Genomic DNA, 21,204 nt, shown 5'->3' with positions numbered 1-21,204 from the left:
CAAATCACACTGTACTTCACTTTACTCTGTCTATTGACCTTTGTAAAGGGATGGAAAAAGTTGCGGCCATGAGGTATCATTTACATAAATTTTACGTAGCGTTTACACTGCGCTGACGCTTGATGTTGATTACGAATAGTACAATTACAGGAGAACTTCTAACCAAGTATAGATATGCAACACATTCGGAGGCCATACATGCATAGAGACGTCAAAACAGGCAACTACGTTAATCGTGATTTGAGTTGGGTTGAATTTAATCGGCGCGTACTTCAGGAGGCCCAGGATCCAACAACGCCTCTGCTGGAACGCATGAGATTTCTCGGCATTGTCGCTAGTAATCTGGACGAGTTCGTCAGTGTAAGGGTGGCAGAGACGAAAGAGAAGATCAAGGCCGGATTCACACAAAAGGATTTTACAGGATACACGCCTTCGGGATTGTACCGCAGATTGATCAAACGAACCGGGACCATGGTCGCCGAACAGTATAAAACGTATCGTGAACTCATTCGTCTACTCGCCAAAAAAGGCGTAAACATTCAGGAATATACAGATCTTAATGTGACACAACAGCGCGCAATGGACCAGTACTTTCATGATATTATTTTCCCGGTACTCACACCGATGGCGATTGACCAGAGTCGTCCGTTCCCATTGGTACACAACAAGTCAGTCTATCTGTCCGTAATGCTGCAGAAGGAAGGGGAACAAGAGGGTGAGCCGTTTATGGCTATTGTTCAGGTACCTTCCAATCTTCCGCGGGTAGTTCAGGCTCCCATTCGGGCGAATAGCAAAAAGAAAACGTTCATCCTGATTGAAGACCTCATCAAACATCATATTCATACACTCTTCAGTGGTTATATCTCACTTGCTGCACAGGAATTCCGGGTGACCCGCAATGCGGATCTGTTTATTAATGAAGAGGAAGCGGAAGATCTGCTTGAAGCGATTGAAAAAGAATTACGGCGCAGACGCAGAGGTGCTCCTGTTCGACTGGAAGTCTGCAAGGATTTTCGTCCGGATGCCTTATTGGAATTGCAGGATGAATTCGATATTCAGGACCCCGTGTACGAAATGGATGGCCCACTTGATCTGAGTTTTCTGGCGGGATTCGTGGACAGTCTGGAAAGTTTCTCACATCTGAAATACAGTCCGGTAAAGCCAGTCTATCCACCGGAGTTTCTGCCAAGAGAAAGTCATTTTGAGCTGCTGCGCAAACGCGATGTACTGGTGCATCATCCGTATGAATCGTTTGAACCGGTCACTGATTTTATATTGGAGGCTTCGGAAGATCCAAGAGTTCTGGCTATCAAGATGACATTATATCGGGTCAATGGCGATTCACGCCTTATTCCGGCACTTGCACTTGCGGCTGAGAGTGGTAAGCAGGTCACGGTGGTGGTGGAACTGAAAGCCCGGTTTGATGAAGAGCGTAACATTGCTTGGGCACGTAAGCTGGAGAAGGCCGGTTGTCACGTGGTTTATGGACTGGTTGGACTCAAGACACATGCCAAAATCATTCTTGTCGTACGCAGGGAACAGCAGGGGCTGAGACGTTATGTTCATGTAGGAACCGGTAACTATAATGAGAGTACAGCCAAAGTGTATACGGACGTCGGTCTGTTCACCTCCAATCCGATTATTGGGGAAGATGCATCCGAGTTGTTCAATGAGATTACCGGATATTCCGGTCCGAAGGCATTGCAGGCGTTCCGCGTAGCTCCGGATGGTATGAAGGATGAGCTGTTCGCACTGATTCGTCGAGAAACGGAACACGCGCTGAAAGGCAAACCTTCCAGAATCATTGCAAAGATCAATTCCTTATCCCATCAGGATATGATTGATGAGTTGTACGAGGCTTCTCAAGCCGGTGTGCAGATCGATCTGATCGTGCGTGGTGTATGTTGCCTGCGTCCGGGGGTAGAGGGGCTCAGTGAGAATATTCGGGTCATTAGCATTGTGGATCGTTTTCTGGAGCATTCACGGTTGTTTTATTTTGAAAATAGCGGTAACCCGGATGTATTCATCTCCAGTGCAGACTGGATGACACGTAACCTCAATCGAAGAATTGAACTGATGTGTCCCGTATTCGATCCAGAGCTCAAGAAGATGCTGGTCGATATTCTTAATCTGTCCCTTAATGATAATGTCAAAGCGAGAGAGCTTATGCCTGGTGGCAATTATGTATTTGTAAAAAATGAAAAGCCCCCGCTGAGAAGTCAGACGGAGGCTATGGGAATTATCCCTTGGAAGCCTGCTGAATGGAGTACGATAACGTAACTCCCCAGGCTTCCTGCAGATCCTTGACGGCCTCTTCCAGGCCATCAAGTTCCAGTAACGGCTCTGCTGTACAGGTGAATTGCACCTGCAGCGAGTCGTTTTCTTTGGTTGCTTCGATCGCAGCGATGCTCTCCGATCGATTAATGGCTTCGGCTACGCGTAGCAGAGAGCCTATACGATGAGCATGTCGCTCATCCGAGTTTTTCAGAATGTCCCGGTGCTTATTCAGCAGTTGGGGCGTTCTTTTTTTTGGATGATAGTCGGCCGCACTGGCACTGAGGATCGTCTCTCGGTGAGAAAGTCCATAGATGCTTGCATTCATAATCCAATAGGCCGAGTGCTGTGTATAACGGAAATAGTTAATCTGCTTACCTGCCATGTGCAGCATGGAGGACGCATACAGGATTCGGGCATCTGCCTCATCAGGAGCAGTGCCTTGTAGTGCAGTATACAGGGTAAGCGCATCCTGATGAATCCGTTGCAGACGTTTCTCTGGAATAGGCGGACCGAAATGGATAAAGTTGCGGATGCTGTCCTTCAGCGCGTCCGGAACGACCGGCTGACCTCCAGCCATATAATCACGCAACAACCCGTCTCGTAGACCCGCACCACTAACCACATAACGATCTCCCTGTATTAACTGGAAGACGGTTCGCAGGATCAGTACGCCGGGCACAATGATGTCTGCGCGATCTTTAGCGAGTCCAGGCACCTTTTTACGCTGTGCCGAGGTGAGATGTGGCAGGGAGCGAGCGATGTTCTCCATTGCTTGTTCACTGATCTCATAATGATGGGTGACAGGCAGCGAATACTGAGTTCGCTTCTGCTCCACTTTGGCGAGTGTACGCATTGTTCCGCCAAGTCCGATGAGTGGCAGGCCAGGATGCTCACGAATCCAATCCTGTCCACGGAGAGCTTGAATGACTTCATTGCACAGCGCATTCGCATTCGCTTCGCTCCACTGGTCTTCACCCCCATAACGAGCATGTGAATTCACTGCACCAATGGGGAGGGAAATGCTATGTAACCTCTTCCGATCCCGAAAGACTGTGATCTCCGTGCTGCCGCCTCCAATATCTACGACGAAACCGTCTGCCAGATCAATGGATTGAGTAACACCAAGGAAACCGTAATAGGCCTCCCGATCTCCAGATACACATTCAATGGTAAGCCCCGTCTCTGTCTCCAACCATTCGATAATCTGCAGGACATTGCTTGCATTACGAATGGCCGCCGTAGCTGCTGCACGGATCAGTTTGGTCTGATACGCTTCACAGGTCGCTTTGAATTGACGCAAGATGGTGATGGCTTTATCCAAAGAATGGCGAAGGATGGTTCCATCCGGCTCAACAACGCTGCTCAGACGAGCGGCGTATTTGTCTTCATGAATGATGCGATAGGCTGCGTCCTGATCCAGTTCATAGATAACTAGACGAATGGAGTTTGAGCCGATATCAATAATTCCTAAGGTTTCATTAGTACGTGTCATAAGCATCTCCTTCTACAGAGGTTCAACTACCCGAAGTGAAGAAGGGCAGCCATGGCTTCCGGTGAACCCGGCGGTGTGGCAGAGAAGGGCGTAGTTAACATAACAACAATAATAAAGACGATGAAACAGGCAAATATAAGACAACTCACGGCAAAGCCGCGATTGCGCTTTTGAATAAACAGTCGAATACCTGTGACAAAGAGAAGTACCGTAACGGCTACCAGAACGATCGACATTGCAAAATAGGCTACGCCATAAAGTGATTTGAAAAATGCTTCCATTTGTTCTAAACGCTCCTTAGATCCTCATATTTAAGCCCTTCCAAGCCGTTCCTTAGTAGCATACGACAGATTGACTTGTTTGAAAAGCAAACCGGGCGCTTGTTCCCGTTTCCGCCATCACCCTGGGACAAGTTTCATGGAAAAGGGGCCCCTGCCGTGGACAGACATCCAAGAAAGCAAGGCTACTGTTGAGTATGTATAAGGAAGGACTATTGTTTCAAGGAAGGAGATCAACCCATGTCGAGACAGCTTGCAAGCAAATGGCGGAAGACAGCGGCACTGATGAAATACCCGGTAGCCGCGGTCCATATTCCACAGACCAAGGCATTCAACTCGGGTAATCTGCTGCACATGCTCAGTCGTTATGGAATGGTGTATGTCAAACCTATTGTAGGAGGCGGAGGTTACGGTGTCATTCGGGTATCGGCGAGCGGTGGGGCTTATCGATACACCCATATGAAAACGACACGTTCTTTCGCCAGTTTCAGCCAGATGTATCGCTCTCTGGTGCGTGTAAAGGCTAGACGCAGGTACTTGATCCAGCAAGGCATTCATCTGGCAACGATTCAAGGGAGACCTGTTGATTACAGAGTCAAAGTTGTCAAAACCGATCGAGGCTGGGTATTCCGTTCCTTGGTTGGACGACTCGCTCGTCCCGGACTCTGTGTAACGAATCTGAGCAAGGGTGGCACCATGTTATCAGGAAGGCGAGCTCTTGGTTTATCCCTGCCCCATATTTCTGGTCGGCACAAACGCAGGGAGATGCGTTCACTTACACTGACATGCACGTACATTATGGAACGGCAGTTCCCTGGTGTAGGTCAGCTTGGATTTGATTATGGACTGGATTATTCAGGCAAGATCTGGATTTTGGAAGTGAATACCAGACCTCAATAGAAAATGAATGGGAAAGCTCAAGAAAATCCAAGAAAAACCGATAATATATAGAAGAAAATGGTATGAAAAAGGTTTGAAATTTTACATTACCGGGTAATTTACTCGCAACAAGTCTTGAAACTATGAATTTATTCCAAAAAAAATACGCAGATAAACGTTCTGACAGTAGTACAACATGCCTGTGCATAAATATTGTCCACACTATACACGTTGATTACTCTACATTTTTTCCATTTATCAACAAACTATGCACAGGATTTCCACATATCATTGTGGATAACAAGAACGCTTGTTCTCTATATGAATCTCTGATATGATAGTTTTGAGGAAAAAAAAGGAAAGGTTGTGGCGGGAAATGGCTATGTTATCCGATGAGATGTTGTTGGATTCCTACCATAAAGCGATTGAGTTGAATCTCGAACGAGATTTCATCGCACTGCTGTTGGCAGAAATCCATAAGCGCAAACTGGGTACCGACGTATCTGCCATTCTTCACTAGAGATCCTCATTGCAGGCAATGTTACAGGTTTCCGGACAAGTCCCATAGTGAGACAGCCCATGGCGTGCTCGTCTGACAATGGGGACAGTACATCACATGATTGCAAACGTTTTCGACTTCGTCTGCCGTGTCAGAGGAGGTTTGGAATACGTAGGGGCTGTATGGTCCGGTGTAGTCGTCCAATTTGCCGCATTCTAACAGTCCCTGAAGGCAGTGGGGGCAAGCCTGCTCCGGTACAACCAGACCGTTACACAGCGGGCATATATAAGACAAGGGTATCCCTCCTGATATGGATTCACTCAGGAGTAAGATACCCTTTTTTGTATCAAAATATGTTATTTCAGCGAACTAGCGTTTCATGTTACTGCTGTGTCCTGGAGACAACTTGGCGTCCGGATCGAAGTATACCTTTGCATTATTAACTGCTGTTGGGGCTTCGCCGAATCCGACAGCGATCAGCTTCAGTTTACCCGGGTATGTTGTGATATCCCCGGCAGCGAAGATCCCTGGAATGGATGTTTCCATGCGGGAATCAACAACGATGGAGTTACTGTCAATTTCGATACCCCACTCGGCAATTGGTCCGAGAGAAGAGACAAATCCGAAGTTAACGATCACGTCATCTACTTCGATTTCCTGAGTTTCTTTAGTTTTTACATGGGCAAGGGTTACCTTGGTTATGGTGTCATCCCCATGAAGTTCCGTGATTTCAGTCGGTGTAACGACATTCACCTTGGAATTCATCAGATTTTCGACACTGTGCTCATGCGCACGGAACTTGTCCCGGCGATGGATCAACGTCACTTGCTCAGCGATGGGCTCGAGCATGAGTGCCCAGTCTACCGCGGAGTCACCGCCGCCACTGATCAGTACCTTTTTGCCAGCAAAGGCATTCAGATCACTGATGAAGTAGTGCAGGTTGCTCTTCTCGAACTTGGCAGCACCTTCAAGCTCCAGGCGACGTGGTTCGAATGCACCTACACCAGCCGTAATAATGACGGCTTTGGCATGATATTCATTCTCATCCGTCTTCACGATGAAATGTTGCTCATCCTTTTTCTCCACCGATACAACCTTTTCTTCAAGGCGGATGTTCGGGTTAAAATGACTCATTTGCTCAACCAGGTTATTCACCAGTTCCTGAGCAGTTACTTTCGGGAATCCGGCTACATCATAGATGTATTTCTCCGGGTAAAGAGCAGCAAGCTGTCCGCCAAGCTGTGGCATACTTTCAACCAGTGTAACGGATGCCTGACGCATCCCACCGTAAAACGCGGCGAACAGACCCGCAGGGCCTCCACCGATAATAAGTAAATCAGTCATATCATGACTGGAATTCTGTGCAGTCAAGAATCAACAACACCTTTCATATTTTAATAGGTAGTTAAAAGGAAAAATGTGCAGGCTCGTATCGGAACCGGCATTGGTACTGAACTGTCTTTCCTATTATAAACGGTGTATTCAGGGTTGCAAAGTTAGCGGCGTCACGAATCTAGGAACAATTGATGAAGATCAGATGAGAATAGGATGAAATTGGAAATGAAAGGTTATGAAAAATAACAAAAAAAACCTTGATCTTTACTAGAAATACAGATATCCTTGACCTGTACTATGTGTTTTTTTGTCTAATTTAGAGTCAATATGTAATATGAACACAGGTCCCGTGTTTTGTAGAATCTTGTGGTTAATTTCACAACTTGAATCGATAACTTGCGTGCAAACGAATCAATTTCATTTACCTTTTAGCTACTTCAATCACTTCTAGATATAGACCGAAATGATTCATTTTATCTAGATCTAGTTTCATAAAATCCATTTTTAGTGAGTTATGAAATTGATGCAAACGTTTAAATAAATTCGCGAAGTTAACATTTGTCGTCATAATGGGCAAGACCTCATCAATATTTGTAAGTATGTGCATTTTGCATCTCAACCAAGATTGGGCTGATGCAAGTGAAACCGGAAGGGGTATAGACATGAGCAGTATTCCCAAAATCGTCATCCTCGGCGCGGGCTATGGCGGGATTCTGACAGCCCAGCGGCTGCAGAAGGAATTGAACTATAACGAGGCCGACGTCACATTGGTGAACCGGCATGATTATCATTATATTACTACACATCTACATATGCCGGCAGCCGGCACGGATACCATTGAGCATGCAAGAGTCCCTATTTCGAAGCTGATTGATGAGTTCAAGATTGATCTGGTTAAATCTTCCGTCAAGGAGATTCGTCTGCAGGATCGGAAGATTATTCTGGAGGACGGCACGTTATCCTATGACTATCTGATTATTGGACTAGGCGGTGAGCCTGAGACCTTCGGTATTCCGGGTATGCTCGATCACGCCATGACCATCCGCAGTATTAACTCGGTTAGACTGATCCGAGAACACATCGAATATCAATTTGCGATGTACAAAAACGATAACAAACGAAATCGTATTCGGTTTGTCGTAGGTGGAGCGGGGTTCAGTGGCGTTGAATTCGTAGCTGAACTTGCAGATCGTATTCCACAGCTGTGCAAGGAGTTCGATGTGAATCCGAAACATGTGCACATCTATAATGTAGAGGCAGCGCCTTCGGCCTTGCCTGGATTTGACCCGGAACTGGTAGAACATGCGATGAACGTGCTGAAGAAGAAGGGCGTTACCTTCAAAATTGGTGTTCCCATCAAACAGTGTCTCCCGGATGGGGTCATTGTGGGTGAGGGTGAAAAGCTGGATGCTGCCACAGTAGTGTGGACCGGCGGTATTCGCGGTAATTCATTGTTGGAACAGGCGGGTCTTGAAGTGATGCGCGGACGTGTGAAGGTAGATGATTATCTGCGTGCCCCTGGACATGAGCATGTCTATGTGATCGGTGATAATTCACTGGTCTTCAATGCGGAAGGGCGGCCTTATCCGCCAACAGCACAGATTGCAATGCAGCAAGGTGTGAACTGCGCCAAGAACGTCGTGGCATCCATTCGCAAGAAACAGCCACAACCTTTTGTATTTACGAGCAAAGGCACGGTTGCTTCATTGGGTAAAGGTGAAGCGATTGCTGTTGTAGACGGCAAGAAATACAAGGGCTGGAAAGCGGCTCAGTTGAAGAAGCTGGTTGATCTGCGTTATCTGTTCATCATTGGTGGTATTCCGCTAGTCCTGAAGAAAGGGCGGTTTTTTGGATGAGACATTGTAGTGTTCAGGTCCGGGGATTATTAACGCGTGAGGAACTGGATCGATACAACGCCCTGATGCAGGTCGGTGGTTATCTGGAGGAACAGGATCAATATGATCTGGCCTACATCGTGCAGAAAGAAGTGGATATTCTCATTTTGCCCGCGATTGAGCGGCTTAAAGAGAAGGGGCGTGACCGTGACCGGGCCACTGCCGAATTCCTCGAATCACTGAAAGCTGTTGATGAAGAGGATGAAGATTAAGACTTTATATAAGTTGAACTAAAGATGTTTACACATACACTTCAATGACAGAATAGCCTATGCTTCCGATGTAGCTTTCTTTCAGAAAGCTTGTAGCTTCGCTTTTCAGGTTTTTCTGTCCTTTCCGTTTCTGTGTAAATAAATAGTTCAAACTATATAGATCTAAATCAAGCTTGAAGTGGAAAAAATTGGTACATAATAAAGCACCGCGGCAGTATCCTTTACAGGAGATGTCGCGGTGCTTTATTATGCGTTGCTCAATTTTAAAGTTTAAGCATTTCTTCCAAAGTTCCTTCGTTCAACAGACTTCCCACATAGAACGAACCGAATTCGCCATAACGGGCGCTAACTTCATCGAAACGCATCTCATAGACGAGTTTCTTGAACTGAAGTGCATCATCCGCAAACAGCGTTACGCCCCATTCCCAATCGTCGAAACCGACAGAGCCGGTAATAATCTGTTTCACTTTACCCGCATAGCTGCGACCAATCATGCCGTGACTGCGCATCATGGTACGACGCTCGTCCATGGACAGCATGTACCAGTTGTCATTCAGCTCACGTTTTTTGTTCATCGGATAGAAGCAGATGTATTGCCGTTGTGGCAGAACAGGTTTCAGGCGGGCGATAATCTCCGGATTCTGCATCGGGTCTTCGCCTTCTTTGCCAAGGTAGTTGCTCAGTTCCACTACACTAACGTAGGAATAAGACTTCGTTGTGTATTGGGCAAACATCGTTTTGTTAAACGCGTTCTCAACAGCCTTCAGATCTTCCAGCGTTTCACGCAGGTGCATCATGACGAGATCAGCTTTTTGACCTACAACCGTATATACAACGGTACTTCCTTTGGATGAGTCCTCGACTTCTTTCCATTCTTTCCAGAATTCCTGAAGCTCGTCCAGTGCTACAGCACGTTCTTCATCATCTGCTGCTTTCCAGGCGGCCCAGTTAATCGAGCGAAAATCATGCAGGGCATACCAGCCCTCCAGTGTTGATGCGGCTTCGTTCATTGGTTGTGTTCCTCCTGCAAGGTATATTTCCAAATCCCTATAAGGGGTTGTTTAAAAAGTCTGCTTTTGATTACGAATAATGCCTGTTGGCATCATCAGCATCGAATATGGCATTCAGCCGAAATGTCCGTTGCTCACGTAGCTTCCTACGCTCCGCTACTCCATTTCTAGCTTCATTCCATCTTCTCGGTACTGAAAACCAGTCTTTTTGAACACGCACTATAAGGGACGGGTGAGTGCTTTATCGTTTACATTGTATCCCAACATGAAGCAGAAGGGCAAATGAACAGTACATAATTATAGGGAAATTTGTCCAGAAAGTTCGTTGCTTCGCCACATTTTTTGCGGTACACTAACTACTATCCAGAAGTGAAACCCGAAAGTGTGAAAGAAGAGGTGAATGTCGCCCGATGCAATTTATACCTGTGTTGGTATTAATGGTATTATTTTTCGTTATGATGTTTGGTATCGGTTTCATTCTGAACATGTTGATGAAGACCACCTGGTTTCCTTCCTATCTGTTCATCATTGTAATTCTGCCTGTTGTTGTATACTCTCTATGGGATCATTCGTCGTCTCTGATGTCACATCTGGGCTCTTTCCAGCTTGTGGACTATATGACGGGCATCGCTGGACTGGCTGGTGCGGTAATCAGTGGCTGGACGATCCAGAAGTTACGTTTGGGTGGGTACAGAATGTTTTAGATTGTTGGAACGAGGTAACACATGCCTGTAATCGCGTGAAAGTCTTGTCTTTGTCGTAAACGCTTACGAGTACAAAGGGAAGGCTTTTTTGCTGTTCATTTATATTCGATGGATTATTGTACACTTGTACTTCATATACATCTGGAGAACATTCTCTTTAGACACTCCCTTGTATTCTGCGGCTACAGCTTTTATAGTATTCTAGCGGCACTCGACATTTTTATTTTAGAAATTTGCTTAATTCGGCGAAAACGTGAATGATGTCGACCTAGGACGAAACGGAGCGAGAACAGGCCATCTTTTTACCTGTTTTTGAACATTTGAGGATCAGACATTTATGATAGAATAGATAAACACACATTTGGGGAGAAGGAGATCAGGCTATGCGCATGAAGAATCTGCACCATTATACTGAACATCATCGCTACTGCGTATACAGGGAGTTTGGACTTAGCGCCCTGGATGACCGTATGCTTACAGGAGCATATCAGCCCATGGTAGGTGCTTTTGCGGTTGGCTTGTATCGGCTGTTGTTTCAGCATCTTCCCGGTGAACAGGTCGGTTATTCGCCGCTTGAACAGCAACGGAGGCTGTTCATGACGCTTGGCCTGGAGCCGAGCGAGAAAGGGCGTAAATATCTGGTAGAGCAGGCATCCAAGCTTGAAGCGGTGGGACTACTTCAGACTTCACGGCTATATATACCGGAAAATGATGATTACATCTACGAATATGAGCTGCAACCGCCGCTCTCTCCGGCAGAGTTTTTCCGGACACAGCATTTGACACTGCTGCTTCGTGACAAGATAGGTAAATTCGCCGTCCTTTCCCTGCGTTCGGGTTTCTCTGCAGTGGAAAATGGGGACGCGCCTTATCCGGCAGCCAATAAAGAGAATATTTCTGTTCCCTTTTACGATATATTTGAATTGAATACTCATGTGATTGATTACGAGTTGGAGCAAGCATTGTCGGAAGTATCAACTACAGCTCAGCGGACAGGCACGAACGATACAGCGGAAGAAAACAGTTTGAACTATGCCGACATTATTTTGCGTTTCCCGCGCGAGTCGGTCAATCGCCGTCATGTAGAACAGTTGCGGTTCGATCATGAACAACTGGGCATTGTGAATTATGTAGTGAACAAGTTCAACCTTAGTGTGCAGGATGTATGCCGTCTGCTGGATGAAGATGATATCTTCACTCCACAGGGCCAGCTGATTCTGGATGATCTTCAGCATAAAGCGAGCATGCAGTTCAGACAGACGAAGAAACGCCATGAGCAACAGACTGTACAGGCAGCCAAGGTCGTGGCACTGAGGCAGCATATGGAGGAGCCAGAGCGGAAAGAAGACTCCGGTGAACCACCAGTTGAGCATGGGGTACAGATGGAGTATTACGTCGAAGTACCTCCGCAATTCATGACGAAGTGTGATATTCATCAATACAATATGATGTTGCGTAACGAGCCGTATACCCGCCTGTTGCAGACGTTCTTCCCAGGTGCAGTACCGGACAATCTGATTGATATATTTGAGAAAATTGATCTGAGCTACAAGTTACCTGGTGAAGTCATCAATGTATTGATTCATTATCTGATGGCATTACTTGTATCTGGCGGAGAGCAGCGGATTAACCGTAACTTCGTTGAGGCCATTGCCTCCAACATGTTGCTCAAACAGGTGAACTCATATGAGAAAGCTGTGCAATATATTCGTGATCAGGCCAAGGTTAAAGGTAAACAGGCTGCTGGTGCAGCTGGAACCCGTACCCGTACATACGGCAAAGGAACCAAAGCTAAGCCCGAAATTCCGATTGTACAAGACATAAGCAACGATGGGGATGCCGTATCTGAGGAAGAGTTCGAAGAGATGATGAGATTTGCCCAACAGATGCAGGCGAGTAAACAAAAAGGAACTTCATAACTGCCTGACCAAGAAGAAGTGCAAGTCCACTTTTACCGAAAAAATAAGAGCCATTCGCAACGTATTGATGCGAATGGCTCTTATTTTTAAATCATGCTTTGTATGTTCCATCGGTTGGATCTATTCACGGGTTAGTGGATGTTCTAATTCTGCATGACCCATTAAACTGTCAGTTGCATCTCCGTCAACAAGCAAATCAATACTGGTTACTTCATCAAACTGAAAAAAGGTTCCTTTCAAAGCATCGATCGCTAAGAGTTCTCCGCCAGACCCCAATCTTGCTTCATCCGGAATATGCACATCCAGCGTTAATTTCCCTTGATCAAAAGTAGCAGAAAGTAGTTCAATATTACTCCACAATGGAATTAGTTCGGTTTGATCACTACTTTGAAGGGCCGCATAAGTCTTACTGTATTTTTCGGAGTCATCTTTGAATGTGATCTCCTTCTTATGTTGCTCTACTTGTAATAATTGATCATCTGCGTAAAAAACCTCAATTTCTTGAGATTCTTCATTTTCTTCGCTTGGGTTAGCTGTTGGCGCTGGTGTCGTATTTGCAGGATCGGAACCCTGCACTGGACTAGAAGAAGTAGGTTTGCTACCACAGCCTACCGCTAGTATGCTTATTGCACATATTGCGATAGCCACATAGATTCTTTTTTTCATAGAAGCACATCCTCTTGAATTATTCACTGTCCTATAGCTTCAAATATTCTTTTATCCCATCAACAATGGCCTGTGCTGCTTTATTTTGATTGCTTTCTAACATCATGGCCTCCTCCTCCATCTGGTTGCTTAAGAATCCGATTTCTAGAAGAACCGCAGACATCGTGGTTTCTCGGATCACCTGGTAGTTTCCGTTCTTAACACCACGATCATTAAATCCCAAGGCATGGATCAGATTTTTATGAATGAGTGTCGCCAGTGCTTTACTACTTTCGCGTTGATAATAATACGTTTCAGTTCCCGATATCTGAGGAGCAGCGGTTACACTGTTACCGTGTATAGATACAAACACATCTGCATTAAGATCGTTGGCAAGTTTGACACGTTCCGGTCGTGTAGGGTAGATATCCGTTTCCCGAGTCATAATTAGTTCTATGTCAGGTTCCTTTTCTAAAAGAGCCTGTACTTTTAGCCCTAAAGCAAGGGCAAAATGCTTCTCCTGCTTTTTGGTAAAACTTATTGTACCTGGATCACTTCCTCCATGTCCCGGATCAATAACGACGATTTTTTTGCCGCTGTTCACAGGAGTTGCAGGTGCAGGTTCATTTGCCATACTTAGATCAAGGATAAATTTGCCGGCGATTGTCTGTTGTGTGTAATTCACCGAACTTATATTGTTTAATTCAATTACAATTCGAATCTGAGGAGGATCATTTTTGAAAAGAGAATAACGTATATCAGTAACACTTGGGAATTCGTTAACATTCAGTCTTCCCATGGATCCTCCAGAGGGGACCTGTCCCATATTTCCGAAGTTGGTGGATGGGAAATCCACGATAATTCGTTCGGGATTTTTTAGTGTAGATATGACTGGAGCAACTTCATGGTCTAATGAGACGACGAGTTGATTATTGGCATACGTTATATCATGAACCAGGTTAGTGCCTGCATCATTTCCATGAGAGGGTGAAGCTGGTTGTGATACATTATTGCTGGTTAGCGTAACAATCTTGTCTTTGTTATTCCAGCCCACTCTCAGACCCATCTCTTCACTAACAAAACGTAGGGGAACAACAACCGTATTCTTGATCATTTGTGGAGCGATATTAAGTTGGACGGTGTTGTCCTGGACTGTAGCTTGATCCTTTCCAACGGTCAAGGAAATTGCATTAGAAGCTTGTTCGATATTTACATTTTGTGTTTTTTGATCCCATTTCACGTTGAATTTTAAATTCTCAGCGACTACCCGAATCGGAATCATAATATTGTTTCGTACATTAACGACTTCAATATCATGGGGTAAAACTAGCTCCTGGCCATCTAAAATAATTTTAGTTTGATTCTTAGCTGCATGGGTGTGCAGTGGAATTAGCAAGAGTAGCAACGTACTGAATAGTAACAGGATTATAGATTTCTTCATTTTACACCTCGGTTTTAATTTGCGTAGTACTAGACTCCTAACGGGGGAAAAACCAATCACCTCCTGTTTCTTTGATGAAAACCAAAATTTACTATAAATTTCCGTTCACTAATATGAACGCTACAAACGACATAAAAGTCGTAAAGAAAATCGGTTTACTACAAAATATGGACAAGAGAACTGTTGTCAGTAGGTAGGGGATAAAGGAAGGCGAGTTAAATAATGATGTTATTTATCTAATTTAAACCACTGCTGAGATTCTTTCCGAGTCATTTTTTTTACAGGTTTTACTTTTTTGCTAGTGGTATCGTATCTGAAAAGAATCCATTGATCTGAAGGATACTCGCTAATGTAATCCATATTTCTTCCGCTCTTATGCCACAATATAGTTGGTTGCCCGAGGGAGATAAACAAAACGGTCTTTCTTCGTATCGTATATTGCTAAAATGCTCTTCTCCGTATTTCCATAAGCAAATGCAATGATGTCTTCTTTTGGTGACCAATTATAAGATGTAATGGTTTCGACATCTTGTTTACCTGTTTTTTCAAGACGTTCGTTTAGAATGGTGTACTTTCCTGTTTTAACGTTCACAAGAATAAGATTGCTGCCGGCAGTTTTTTCTGCTCGGATAGCAATCCAGCTATTAGATGGAGATTCAGCAACACTTGTGATATCCACTAATTTCACTCCAAAGTCTTCCGTATGCAGGATGTGCTTTTCTTTACCATGAGCAACTACAATGGTGTCAATGATGTTTTGCTCAAAATCTGCAGCAGCATCTTGCTTTAAAGTATTTGCAGTTATAGTGGTGTTGTCACCTTTCCAGACCATTTTGTTTGAGGCTATCGTTTTTTGAACTTAGGTATACTCTGGTATGTCGAAGCGTTCACAGAAGTTGTTTTAGCAGCAATGTGTGCTACTTTATCAGAAGCATGAAACGAAATTGGTGCAGTGGATAACGTGCCTAAGCTACCTAAAACAATGATGCTTGATAATAAAGCATGGGTGTATTTCATGATTATCACTCCTTCAGTTGGGAGGCAGTTACGTGATGTGATTCCCTCCAGATCGTTGTGAAATTTCAAAAAGGCTGATTAGTCCTGTAAATAACAAGCCTAAAAGGACGAATACATATTTTTTTATTTTATGTGGCCTTCTGACACTCTCTGGTGTCTAATTCATTGTAAATCAAGAGGAGGTTCTCACCATGTCAGGAGCTCATGACACAAAACCTGTTTATCCGGATAAACAGGAAAGTATCACTAACTTTGAAAGCACCTATGAGCTGTATCGTCAAAGGATTTGCACGTACTTTTCGCTGAAATTGAATCCGATGGTTGCAGATGATTTGACTCAACAGGTGTTTTTAAAAGCTGTAGAGAATCTTCACCGATTCCAAGGCAGATCAAATTTATTTACGTGGATATTCAAGATTGCTCAGAATACAGTGAAAAACGAATATCGAAGGTTATCGCGAAAAAAAGAAACTCCGTTTGATTTTACAGGATATGAATCACAATCGATCTCCCTTGAATTTACGAAATATGTTGATTTTCGAATTGATATCGGAGTTGCGCTGAAAAAGTTAAATGAAACCGACCAAGAAATCATTGCATTACGCTTTTTTGTGGACTGCACATTGCTTGAAATTTCTAAGATCGTAGGGATGCGTGAAAGTGCAGTAAAGAACAGACTCTACAGAGCTTTGGAAAAACTTAAACAGGAAATGAAAGAATGGGGAGGCGTTACGATTATGTCTATTGAAGACTTGATTTCAATTGTTAATAAAGGTGAAAGTGAGGGATTGAACAATCATCCCAATAAAGTACACCATGATTTGTTCAATGAACTAAGTGATCATATTGAACGAATCTCGCTAAAGTACAATTATCATCCAACGCGAAAAGTAACGATTGAAGTATATCCTGACATGCCATCGTTTCACCAAGCGGTCGGAGAAGCAGATGCTCCGAATTGGTTCATGGGTACCTATGAAGGGAGTATTCTTAAAATTGTGTCTCCATTAAATCCAGGACCGGAGCATACCTATCAATCGATTCTTAAAGGTACGGTTCATTTGTTCACCATGTGGCTTATAAGTGAAATCAATCCGAAGGCTCCGAAATGGATAAGGCAAGGTATTGGTGGATATGAAGCCAAGGGCATGACTCAGGACTTTATTGAAGGTACGACAGAAGAAGCTATCCAAAATTTAGAGATCCCAACGTTCGAACAATTAGATAATGATACCTGGGATTTCGAAACGATGAAGGGTTTTCAGTTTTCGTTCCTATTCGTAGAGTTTGTTGTTCAACAATATGGAATAGACCAATTAAACAAATTGATCCGTAACCCTCAGGATTTTAATGGCATTTTTCAATGTTCCGAGAAGGAATTGCATCAGAAGATGGTGGAATTTATAAGTAAGTAACCCATACAAAAGTGTATGTTGCCCGGGGGATGAACCGGGCTTTTTTTAACGTGATTATAGCTATGGTAAATGTACTCTATTAATAAATTGGATTATTTTGTATACTGCATATAAAAAGAGGATTACAGAAGTATTGATTGGGAAATTCGAAAGATTGAGGTTTGACATGGAAGGTGTTATTAGGAATGAAGACCTGTCTGTTGATGGAAGCGAGTTAAGAATGGATGAATGTAAAAAATACATATGGAGGTATTAAGTTTGAAAACTCATTACTATCTAAGTTGGTTTAATCATTTTTTCCCAGAGAAACTGGTCCATTGTTTGCAGGAGGATATACAAGATAGAAAATCACTTGTCATGATTAGTGCTAATCCGTCTGGTTATAAAGATGAGCAAGTTAACTTTGATGATATTACTGAATGGACATGGTTGAATCAGGCTAATATTATTTTTGATGAATATCATTTCGTTGATTACCGCATGCAGAAAGAAGATGCTCAGCGATTCATTCAGAACGCTTCTGTCATTTTTTTATGTGGTGGATATCCTGTTTTGCAGAACGATTTTTTGGCGGAATATGAATTATCGGATGTTATTAAGAATAGCAATGCCGTTATAATGGGTGCCAGCGCCGGTGCGTTAAACATGGCTGCAAAATGGTTAAGCTTGAATAACACGGATGAAGTTGAAACAAGTACTATTTATGATGGTATTGGCTTTGATCATTTTGCCTACGAATCTCATTCTCAACGCGATTACGCAACGTTTGTTCAAGGCTACATCTTCCCCTTGTCTGAAGAGATTGATATTTATGTGGCAGAACAGGAGAGCGCTATACGTGTAAAGGACAGCAAAATAGAAATAATGGGACCTGTATATTTAATTTCCCACTCAAAGATTAAGAAATTGGTCGAGACGCTCTAATTAGGCTGAGTGGCTGTGAATTACATAAGTAATTCCTTTTGATTGTATAAAATCAAGACAGGTCTCTTTTCTACGATTGAAATACTGTTTGTAAACAGATGCAAGCTTAATATCCCTAAGACTCATAGTCGGCAGGGTATCAAAGGGATCTGTTGCTTATTCCAATTAACGGACTGACAATAAGGATCGTTGCAAAAATGCCAACATCCTTATTGGTATACCTTTACAGAAAGTAGAGAAGACGAAAATTATATTAGGATGATGAGTTCCTCATTAAGCTAACCGGCAGAATAGTGTAACGAGTGCAGGTTCAGTCATTTACAACAAACGGAACATAAGTTCTAATAATAGTGGTACTAATTTTCTAACTATGGAGGGTTTCTAACGTGACTCAAAACGGGATTGTATTGGTTGTGAGTGTTTCGATAATACATGAAGATAAGCTGCTTATGATCAAAGAAAACAAGACTACTGTTAAGAATACATGGAACTTCCCGTCCGGGAGAATTGAGTCTAATGAAGATATCTTAGAGGCGGCACGTAGAGAAGCAAAAGAAGAAACCGGCTATGATGTTAGACTTACAGCCACTACAGGTATTTACAATTTCATTAGTAGTACAAATCATCAGGTTATTTTATTTCATTTTATTGGTGAAATCATCGGTGGTTCTCTTCAGTTAGATACAACGGAGATCATTGATTCGAAATGGATAGCACCTACAGATCTGTTGATTCCAGATTTACTGGAACTACGCGATAAAGGGGTAATTAAACAGATTACAGAAAATTTGATCTCTCAAAAGGAATACTCATTAGCCTTATTTAACAGATATCTGGAGAATATGGTTTAAGCTAACGGAAAACGTTAGCTCAATAACAACAAGAAAGCAGCTGATCATTGTGATTGGCTGCTTTTACTCAACTAAAGGGCAGTTTTGCTGAATAGATCTGCTGAGTATGTGGAGCATCTGGCCTTTCACGGTTGGTTGCAGACAAGAAAGATAAAAATCGTAAGGTAAAGGAGAAATCTGGCAGATACGATTGCGATTAAAAACTCCCCATGACGCACATGCGTCATGGGGAGTTTTTAATCATTTCCATACGTTAAGGAAGGGGCCTTGTGAAATAGAGATGTCCTAATCACTTCGTTGGACAGACAGAGTTTTGTGTAAAAATGGCCACCGCCCGGGAACAACTATTCTTCGTATACATTTCTGAACCGACTTACTTGACCGGCCCCATCCAGGTCGAAATCGTCTTCTGCTGGTGCGGCAACGGCGGTTTCAACTTCCCGTTATCGATCAAATGCTTCAAAATATAAGCGACCAGCCGACCTCCTCCGGTGTTGCCTCTCACCATGTAAGCAAGCTGCGGCTCCAAATGCTTCGGCTGATTTTGCAGGAACAGGTTGAGCATTTTGTCGTAGAGCTTGCCGACAGCAGGGGCATAAAGAGCGGACAAATCCGGCATTGCTTTGTTCAACTGATCCAACGTTTGCGGAGAGTCCATCCAAACCGCATTGAACTTGTACCCCTCCTTCGTCTTGCGGATGTACCCCTTCTCCAGCAGGAACGAATATTGCTCAGCGTTCTCTTCGTTGTCGGGCAGTTCCCCTTGTTGGAACGCATGACAAATCTCGACATTCCGATATTCCAGGAAACGCCAATCCATCTGGCGGTCGCTCCAGTACGTATTGAATTGCCACAAGTATAAAGGAGAGTCTTCGACGTAGCGGAGCGACGGACCGAAGGTGACGTAACTACTCATATCAAAACCCGGATCGGGATAGTGGCTCCGATTTAACGCCGCATAGGCAATATATTGACCTCCGTCCTTTCGCATTGGTGCGACCGCATCAAAGTTTTCGCCAGCCGGCATGCTCCGCCAAGATTGCTCCTCGATGTTCTTGGGCAGCAAGGTCCAGAGCAGGAAGTTATAGTCGCCGTCTGGAACATACACTCCGCTATCCTCGACTTGCTGGCGAACTTTCATTAACGCGTCGAAATGAACATCGGCCACTTCGGCGGCGCAATCTTGCCAGAATTGATGACCGGCTACGGCCAACTCGAAGAGGTCCCAGACGATGGTATTGCTTTGATATTTGCCGGGAGAGGTTTGGATGAGAAAATTGTAATCGGACAGATGCTGGACTTCGCCTTCCAACAAAGACGGCGGCATTCCCAGCTCCTCCGCGAGTTGATGTACGGTACGCGCCTTGTGATAAGCCGCGTAAACGATATTTTGCGCCAAGGCGCGTCCAAGAAAATCGTTGGTTTCGCCCAGTCTGCCGGCCGAACCGGAATGGCCCATTTCCCCCATGCTGACCGGATTGACACTTAAAGTTCCTGTTGCTCGCATACGTTTCATCCCTTTCCGTAACTTCTTTTTAGCCTCGCTCAAATGCCACTTCACCGTGTTGACAGGAATGTTCAGAGCAATCGCGATATCGCCGATTTTAAGCTCGTCGTAGTAATGCATGACCACGATCCGGCGATGGATGTCGGACAGAAACGCGACTTCTCGGCGCAGCTCGCGTGAAGCTTCGGTTGCCAGCAGCCGGTCAAGCGGCTCCCGGGAAGGGGCGGCAGACAGTTCAGACATACCGTTGATTTCGATCGCTTGGGGAACGTGCGCACGCTTTTTCAACCAATTCACCCAAGTGTATCGAGCAACCGTCCAGACGTATGCGTCAAGGCTTCTAATGTCCCGCACCCCGGAGAAGGATTTCAACAACTGCAGCATAATCTCCTGAGCCAGATCCTCCGCCTCGGCCCGGTGCTTGACCCGGTTTAACGCAAAACCGAAAATCGGTTTGACATAGCTCCGAATCGCTTCTGCAGCTTCTTTTCCGTTTTTACCAATTGAATCCATCTTTTGCCTCCATAGTTGCATCTGTAATTCCTGACAATTATATAGTGTGCCAGGCGAAATAAAGGTTGGGATTATTTTTAAAAAAATTTGGACGTCCTACCGGATCACTCATACTCGTATAATTACAAACATCATGATTAGGTCATTTAAATGGTTAAAGAGACGTTATGAACTTTTTGTTAAGTATATTGGAAAAGAGTTAAACAAGTTGAAGATTACTTTAGATGTAAAGTTCTCACTTTTAGTATATAAAGATACTTTTTTTCGTTCAACTATGGGAGGATACAAACTAGGAGCACGAGTCGAAGTTCTTCTTCGGGTACTTGGGGTACTCCTTCGTTCCGTAGTTAATAAGCAGTTGTCTCGATTAATTATTTAAATGCATTTCACC

20 protein-coding genes are annotated in these 21,204 nt (G+C 44.1%); 10 read left to right on the top strand and 10 right to left on the bottom strand.

Annotated features, from left to right (window positions below):
* The first annotated feature begins 198 nt into the window (after positions 1-198).
* Positions 199-2,280 carry a polyphosphate kinase 1 gene (gene ppk1, locus AB4111_RS23480; RefSeq protein ID WP_253440630.1) on the top strand — a complete coding sequence of 694 codons (2,082 nt, stop codon included), beginning with the start codon at positions 199-201 and terminating at the stop codon, positions 2,278-2,280.
* On the opposite strand, the gene AB4111_RS23475 is transcribed toward ppk1, so the two are convergent.
* Positions 2,240-3,769, bottom strand: coding sequence for a Ppx/GppA phosphatase family protein (locus tag AB4111_RS23475; RefSeq protein ID WP_442033439.1), 1,530 nt, complete (start codon positions 3,767-3,769; stop codon positions 2,240-2,242). The genes ppk1 and AB4111_RS23475 overlap by 41 nt on opposite strands.
* Positions 3,770-3,795: 26 nt before the next feature.
* The gene (locus AB4111_RS23470; protein ID WP_062837940.1) at positions 3,796-4,050 is read right to left on the bottom strand and encodes a hypothetical protein; all 255 of its coding nucleotides are present in this window, start codon (positions 4,048-4,050) and stop codon (positions 3,796-3,798) included.
* Positions 4,051-4,287: 237 nt separating this feature from the next.
* Here AB4111_RS23470 and AB4111_RS23465 point away from each other — a divergent pair, with 237 nt between their 5' ends.
* Complete coding sequence (locus AB4111_RS23465; RefSeq protein WP_253440628.1) at positions 4,288-4,947, top strand: YheC/YheD family protein; 660 nt, start codon at positions 4,288-4,290, stop codon at positions 4,945-4,947.
* A gap of 355 nt (positions 4,948-5,302) precedes the next feature.
* On the top strand, positions 5,303-5,446 hold the full coding sequence (locus AB4111_RS23460; protein WP_017692430.1) for a sporulation histidine kinase inhibitor Sda: 144 nt from the start codon (positions 5,303-5,305) through the stop codon (positions 5,444-5,446).
* 21 nt (positions 5,447-5,467) lie between these two features.
* Here AB4111_RS23460 and AB4111_RS23455 read toward each other — a convergent pair whose 3' ends face one another.
* The gene (locus AB4111_RS23455) at positions 5,468-5,719 is read right to left on the bottom strand and encodes a hypothetical protein (protein WP_442033438.1); all 252 of its coding nucleotides are present in this window, start codon (positions 5,717-5,719) and stop codon (positions 5,468-5,470) included.
* A gap of 75 nt (positions 5,720-5,794) precedes the next feature.
* Positions 5,795-6,769 (bottom strand): NAD(P)/FAD-dependent oxidoreductase, encoded by a 975-nt coding sequence (locus AB4111_RS23450; protein ID WP_442033498.1) that lies wholly within the window; start codon positions 6,767-6,769, stop codon positions 5,795-5,797.
* A 653-nt stretch (positions 6,770-7,422) separates the two neighbouring features.
* Between AB4111_RS23450 and AB4111_RS23445 the strand changes: the two genes are divergently transcribed.
* Positions 7,423-8,616, top strand: coding sequence for an NAD(P)/FAD-dependent oxidoreductase (locus AB4111_RS23445; RefSeq protein WP_442033437.1), 1,194 nt, complete (start codon positions 7,423-7,425; stop codon positions 8,614-8,616).
* Entirely contained in the window at positions 8,613-8,867 is a 255-nt protein-coding gene (locus AB4111_RS23440; RefSeq protein WP_036673350.1) for a hypothetical protein, read from the top strand. The genes AB4111_RS23445 and AB4111_RS23440 overlap by 4 nt, the downstream gene beginning before the upstream one ends.
* 263 nt (positions 8,868-9,130) lie before the next feature.
* Here AB4111_RS23440 and hemQ read toward each other — a convergent pair whose 3' ends face one another.
* Positions 9,131-9,877: a hydrogen peroxide-dependent heme synthase gene (gene hemQ / locus AB4111_RS23435; protein ID WP_253440625.1), complete on the bottom strand. Its 747-nt coding sequence runs from the start codon at positions 9,875-9,877 to the stop codon at positions 9,131-9,133.
* Positions 9,878-10,287: 410 nt separating this feature from the next.
* On the opposite strand from hemQ, the gene AB4111_RS23430 reads away from it, so the two are divergent.
* Together AB4111_RS23430 and AB4111_RS23425 are read left to right on the top strand one after the other, a co-directional pair.
* A complete protein-coding gene (locus AB4111_RS23430) occupies positions 10,288-10,581 on the top strand; it encodes a YuiB family protein (protein WP_017692435.1) in 294 nt (97 codons plus the stop codon).
* Positions 10,582-10,964: 383 nt separating this feature from the next.
* On the top strand, positions 10,965-12,500 hold the full coding sequence (locus tag AB4111_RS23425; protein WP_442033436.1) for a helicase DnaB: 1,536 nt from the start codon (positions 10,965-10,967) through the stop codon (positions 12,498-12,500).
* Positions 12,501-12,620: 120 nt separating this feature from the next.
* Here AB4111_RS23425 and AB4111_RS23420 read toward each other — a convergent pair whose 3' ends face one another.
* The 4 genes from AB4111_RS23420 to AB4111_RS23405 form a co-directional block, all read right to left on the bottom strand.
* On the bottom strand, positions 12,621-13,166 hold the full coding sequence (locus tag AB4111_RS23420) for a GerMN domain-containing protein (RefSeq protein WP_442033435.1): 546 nt from the start codon (positions 13,164-13,166) through the stop codon (positions 12,621-12,623).
* 31 nt (positions 13,167-13,197) lie between these two features.
* Positions 13,198-14,586 carry an N-acetylmuramoyl-L-alanine amidase gene (locus AB4111_RS23415; RefSeq protein ID WP_442033434.1) on the bottom strand — a complete coding sequence of 463 codons (1,389 nt, stop codon included), beginning with the start codon at positions 14,584-14,586 and terminating at the stop codon, positions 13,198-13,200.
* A 373-nt stretch (positions 14,587-14,959) separates the two neighbouring features.
* Complete coding sequence (locus AB4111_RS23410; RefSeq protein ID WP_442033433.1) at positions 14,960-15,418, bottom strand: hypothetical protein; 459 nt, start codon at positions 15,416-15,418, stop codon at positions 14,960-14,962.
* An 11-nt stretch (positions 15,419-15,429) separates the two neighbouring features.
* Positions 15,430-15,603 carry a hypothetical protein gene (locus AB4111_RS23405; protein WP_442033432.1) on the bottom strand — a complete coding sequence of 58 codons (174 nt, stop codon included), beginning with the start codon at positions 15,601-15,603 and terminating at the stop codon, positions 15,430-15,432.
* 191 nt (positions 15,604-15,794) lie between these two features.
* Here AB4111_RS23405 and AB4111_RS23400 point away from each other — a divergent pair, with 191 nt between their 5' ends.
* The 3 genes from AB4111_RS23400 to AB4111_RS23390 all read left to right on the top strand — a co-directional run bounded on the left by AB4111_RS23400 (position 15,795) and on the right by AB4111_RS23390 (position 18,793).
* Positions 15,795-17,018, top strand: a complete 1,224-nt coding sequence (locus AB4111_RS23400; protein ID WP_442033431.1) for an RNA polymerase sigma factor — start codon at positions 15,795-15,797, stop codon at positions 17,016-17,018.
* Between the two features lie 258 nt (positions 17,019-17,276).
* Entirely contained in the window at positions 17,277-17,942 is a 666-nt protein-coding gene (locus tag AB4111_RS23395; RefSeq protein WP_442033430.1) for a Type 1 glutamine amidotransferase-like domain-containing protein, read from the top strand.
* Positions 17,943-18,328: 386 nt separating this feature from the next.
* On the top strand, positions 18,329-18,793 hold the full coding sequence (locus AB4111_RS23390) for an NUDIX hydrolase (protein WP_442033429.1): 465 nt from the start codon (positions 18,329-18,331) through the stop codon (positions 18,791-18,793).
* A gap of 373 nt (positions 18,794-19,166) precedes the next feature.
* On the opposite strand, the gene AB4111_RS23385 is transcribed toward AB4111_RS23390, so the two are convergent.
* Positions 19,167-20,813 (bottom strand): RNA polymerase sigma factor, encoded by a 1,647-nt coding sequence (locus AB4111_RS23385; RefSeq protein WP_442033428.1) that lies wholly within the window; start codon positions 20,811-20,813, stop codon positions 19,167-19,169.
* Positions 20,814-21,204: the final 391 nt, after the last annotated feature.

This window comes from Paenibacillus sp. 2KB_22 (assembly GCF_052115745.1).
Taxonomy (GTDB): Bacteria; Bacillota; Bacilli; order Paenibacillales; family Paenibacillaceae; genus Paenibacillus.
This window is presented reverse-complemented; position numbering and strand designations above follow the sequence as displayed.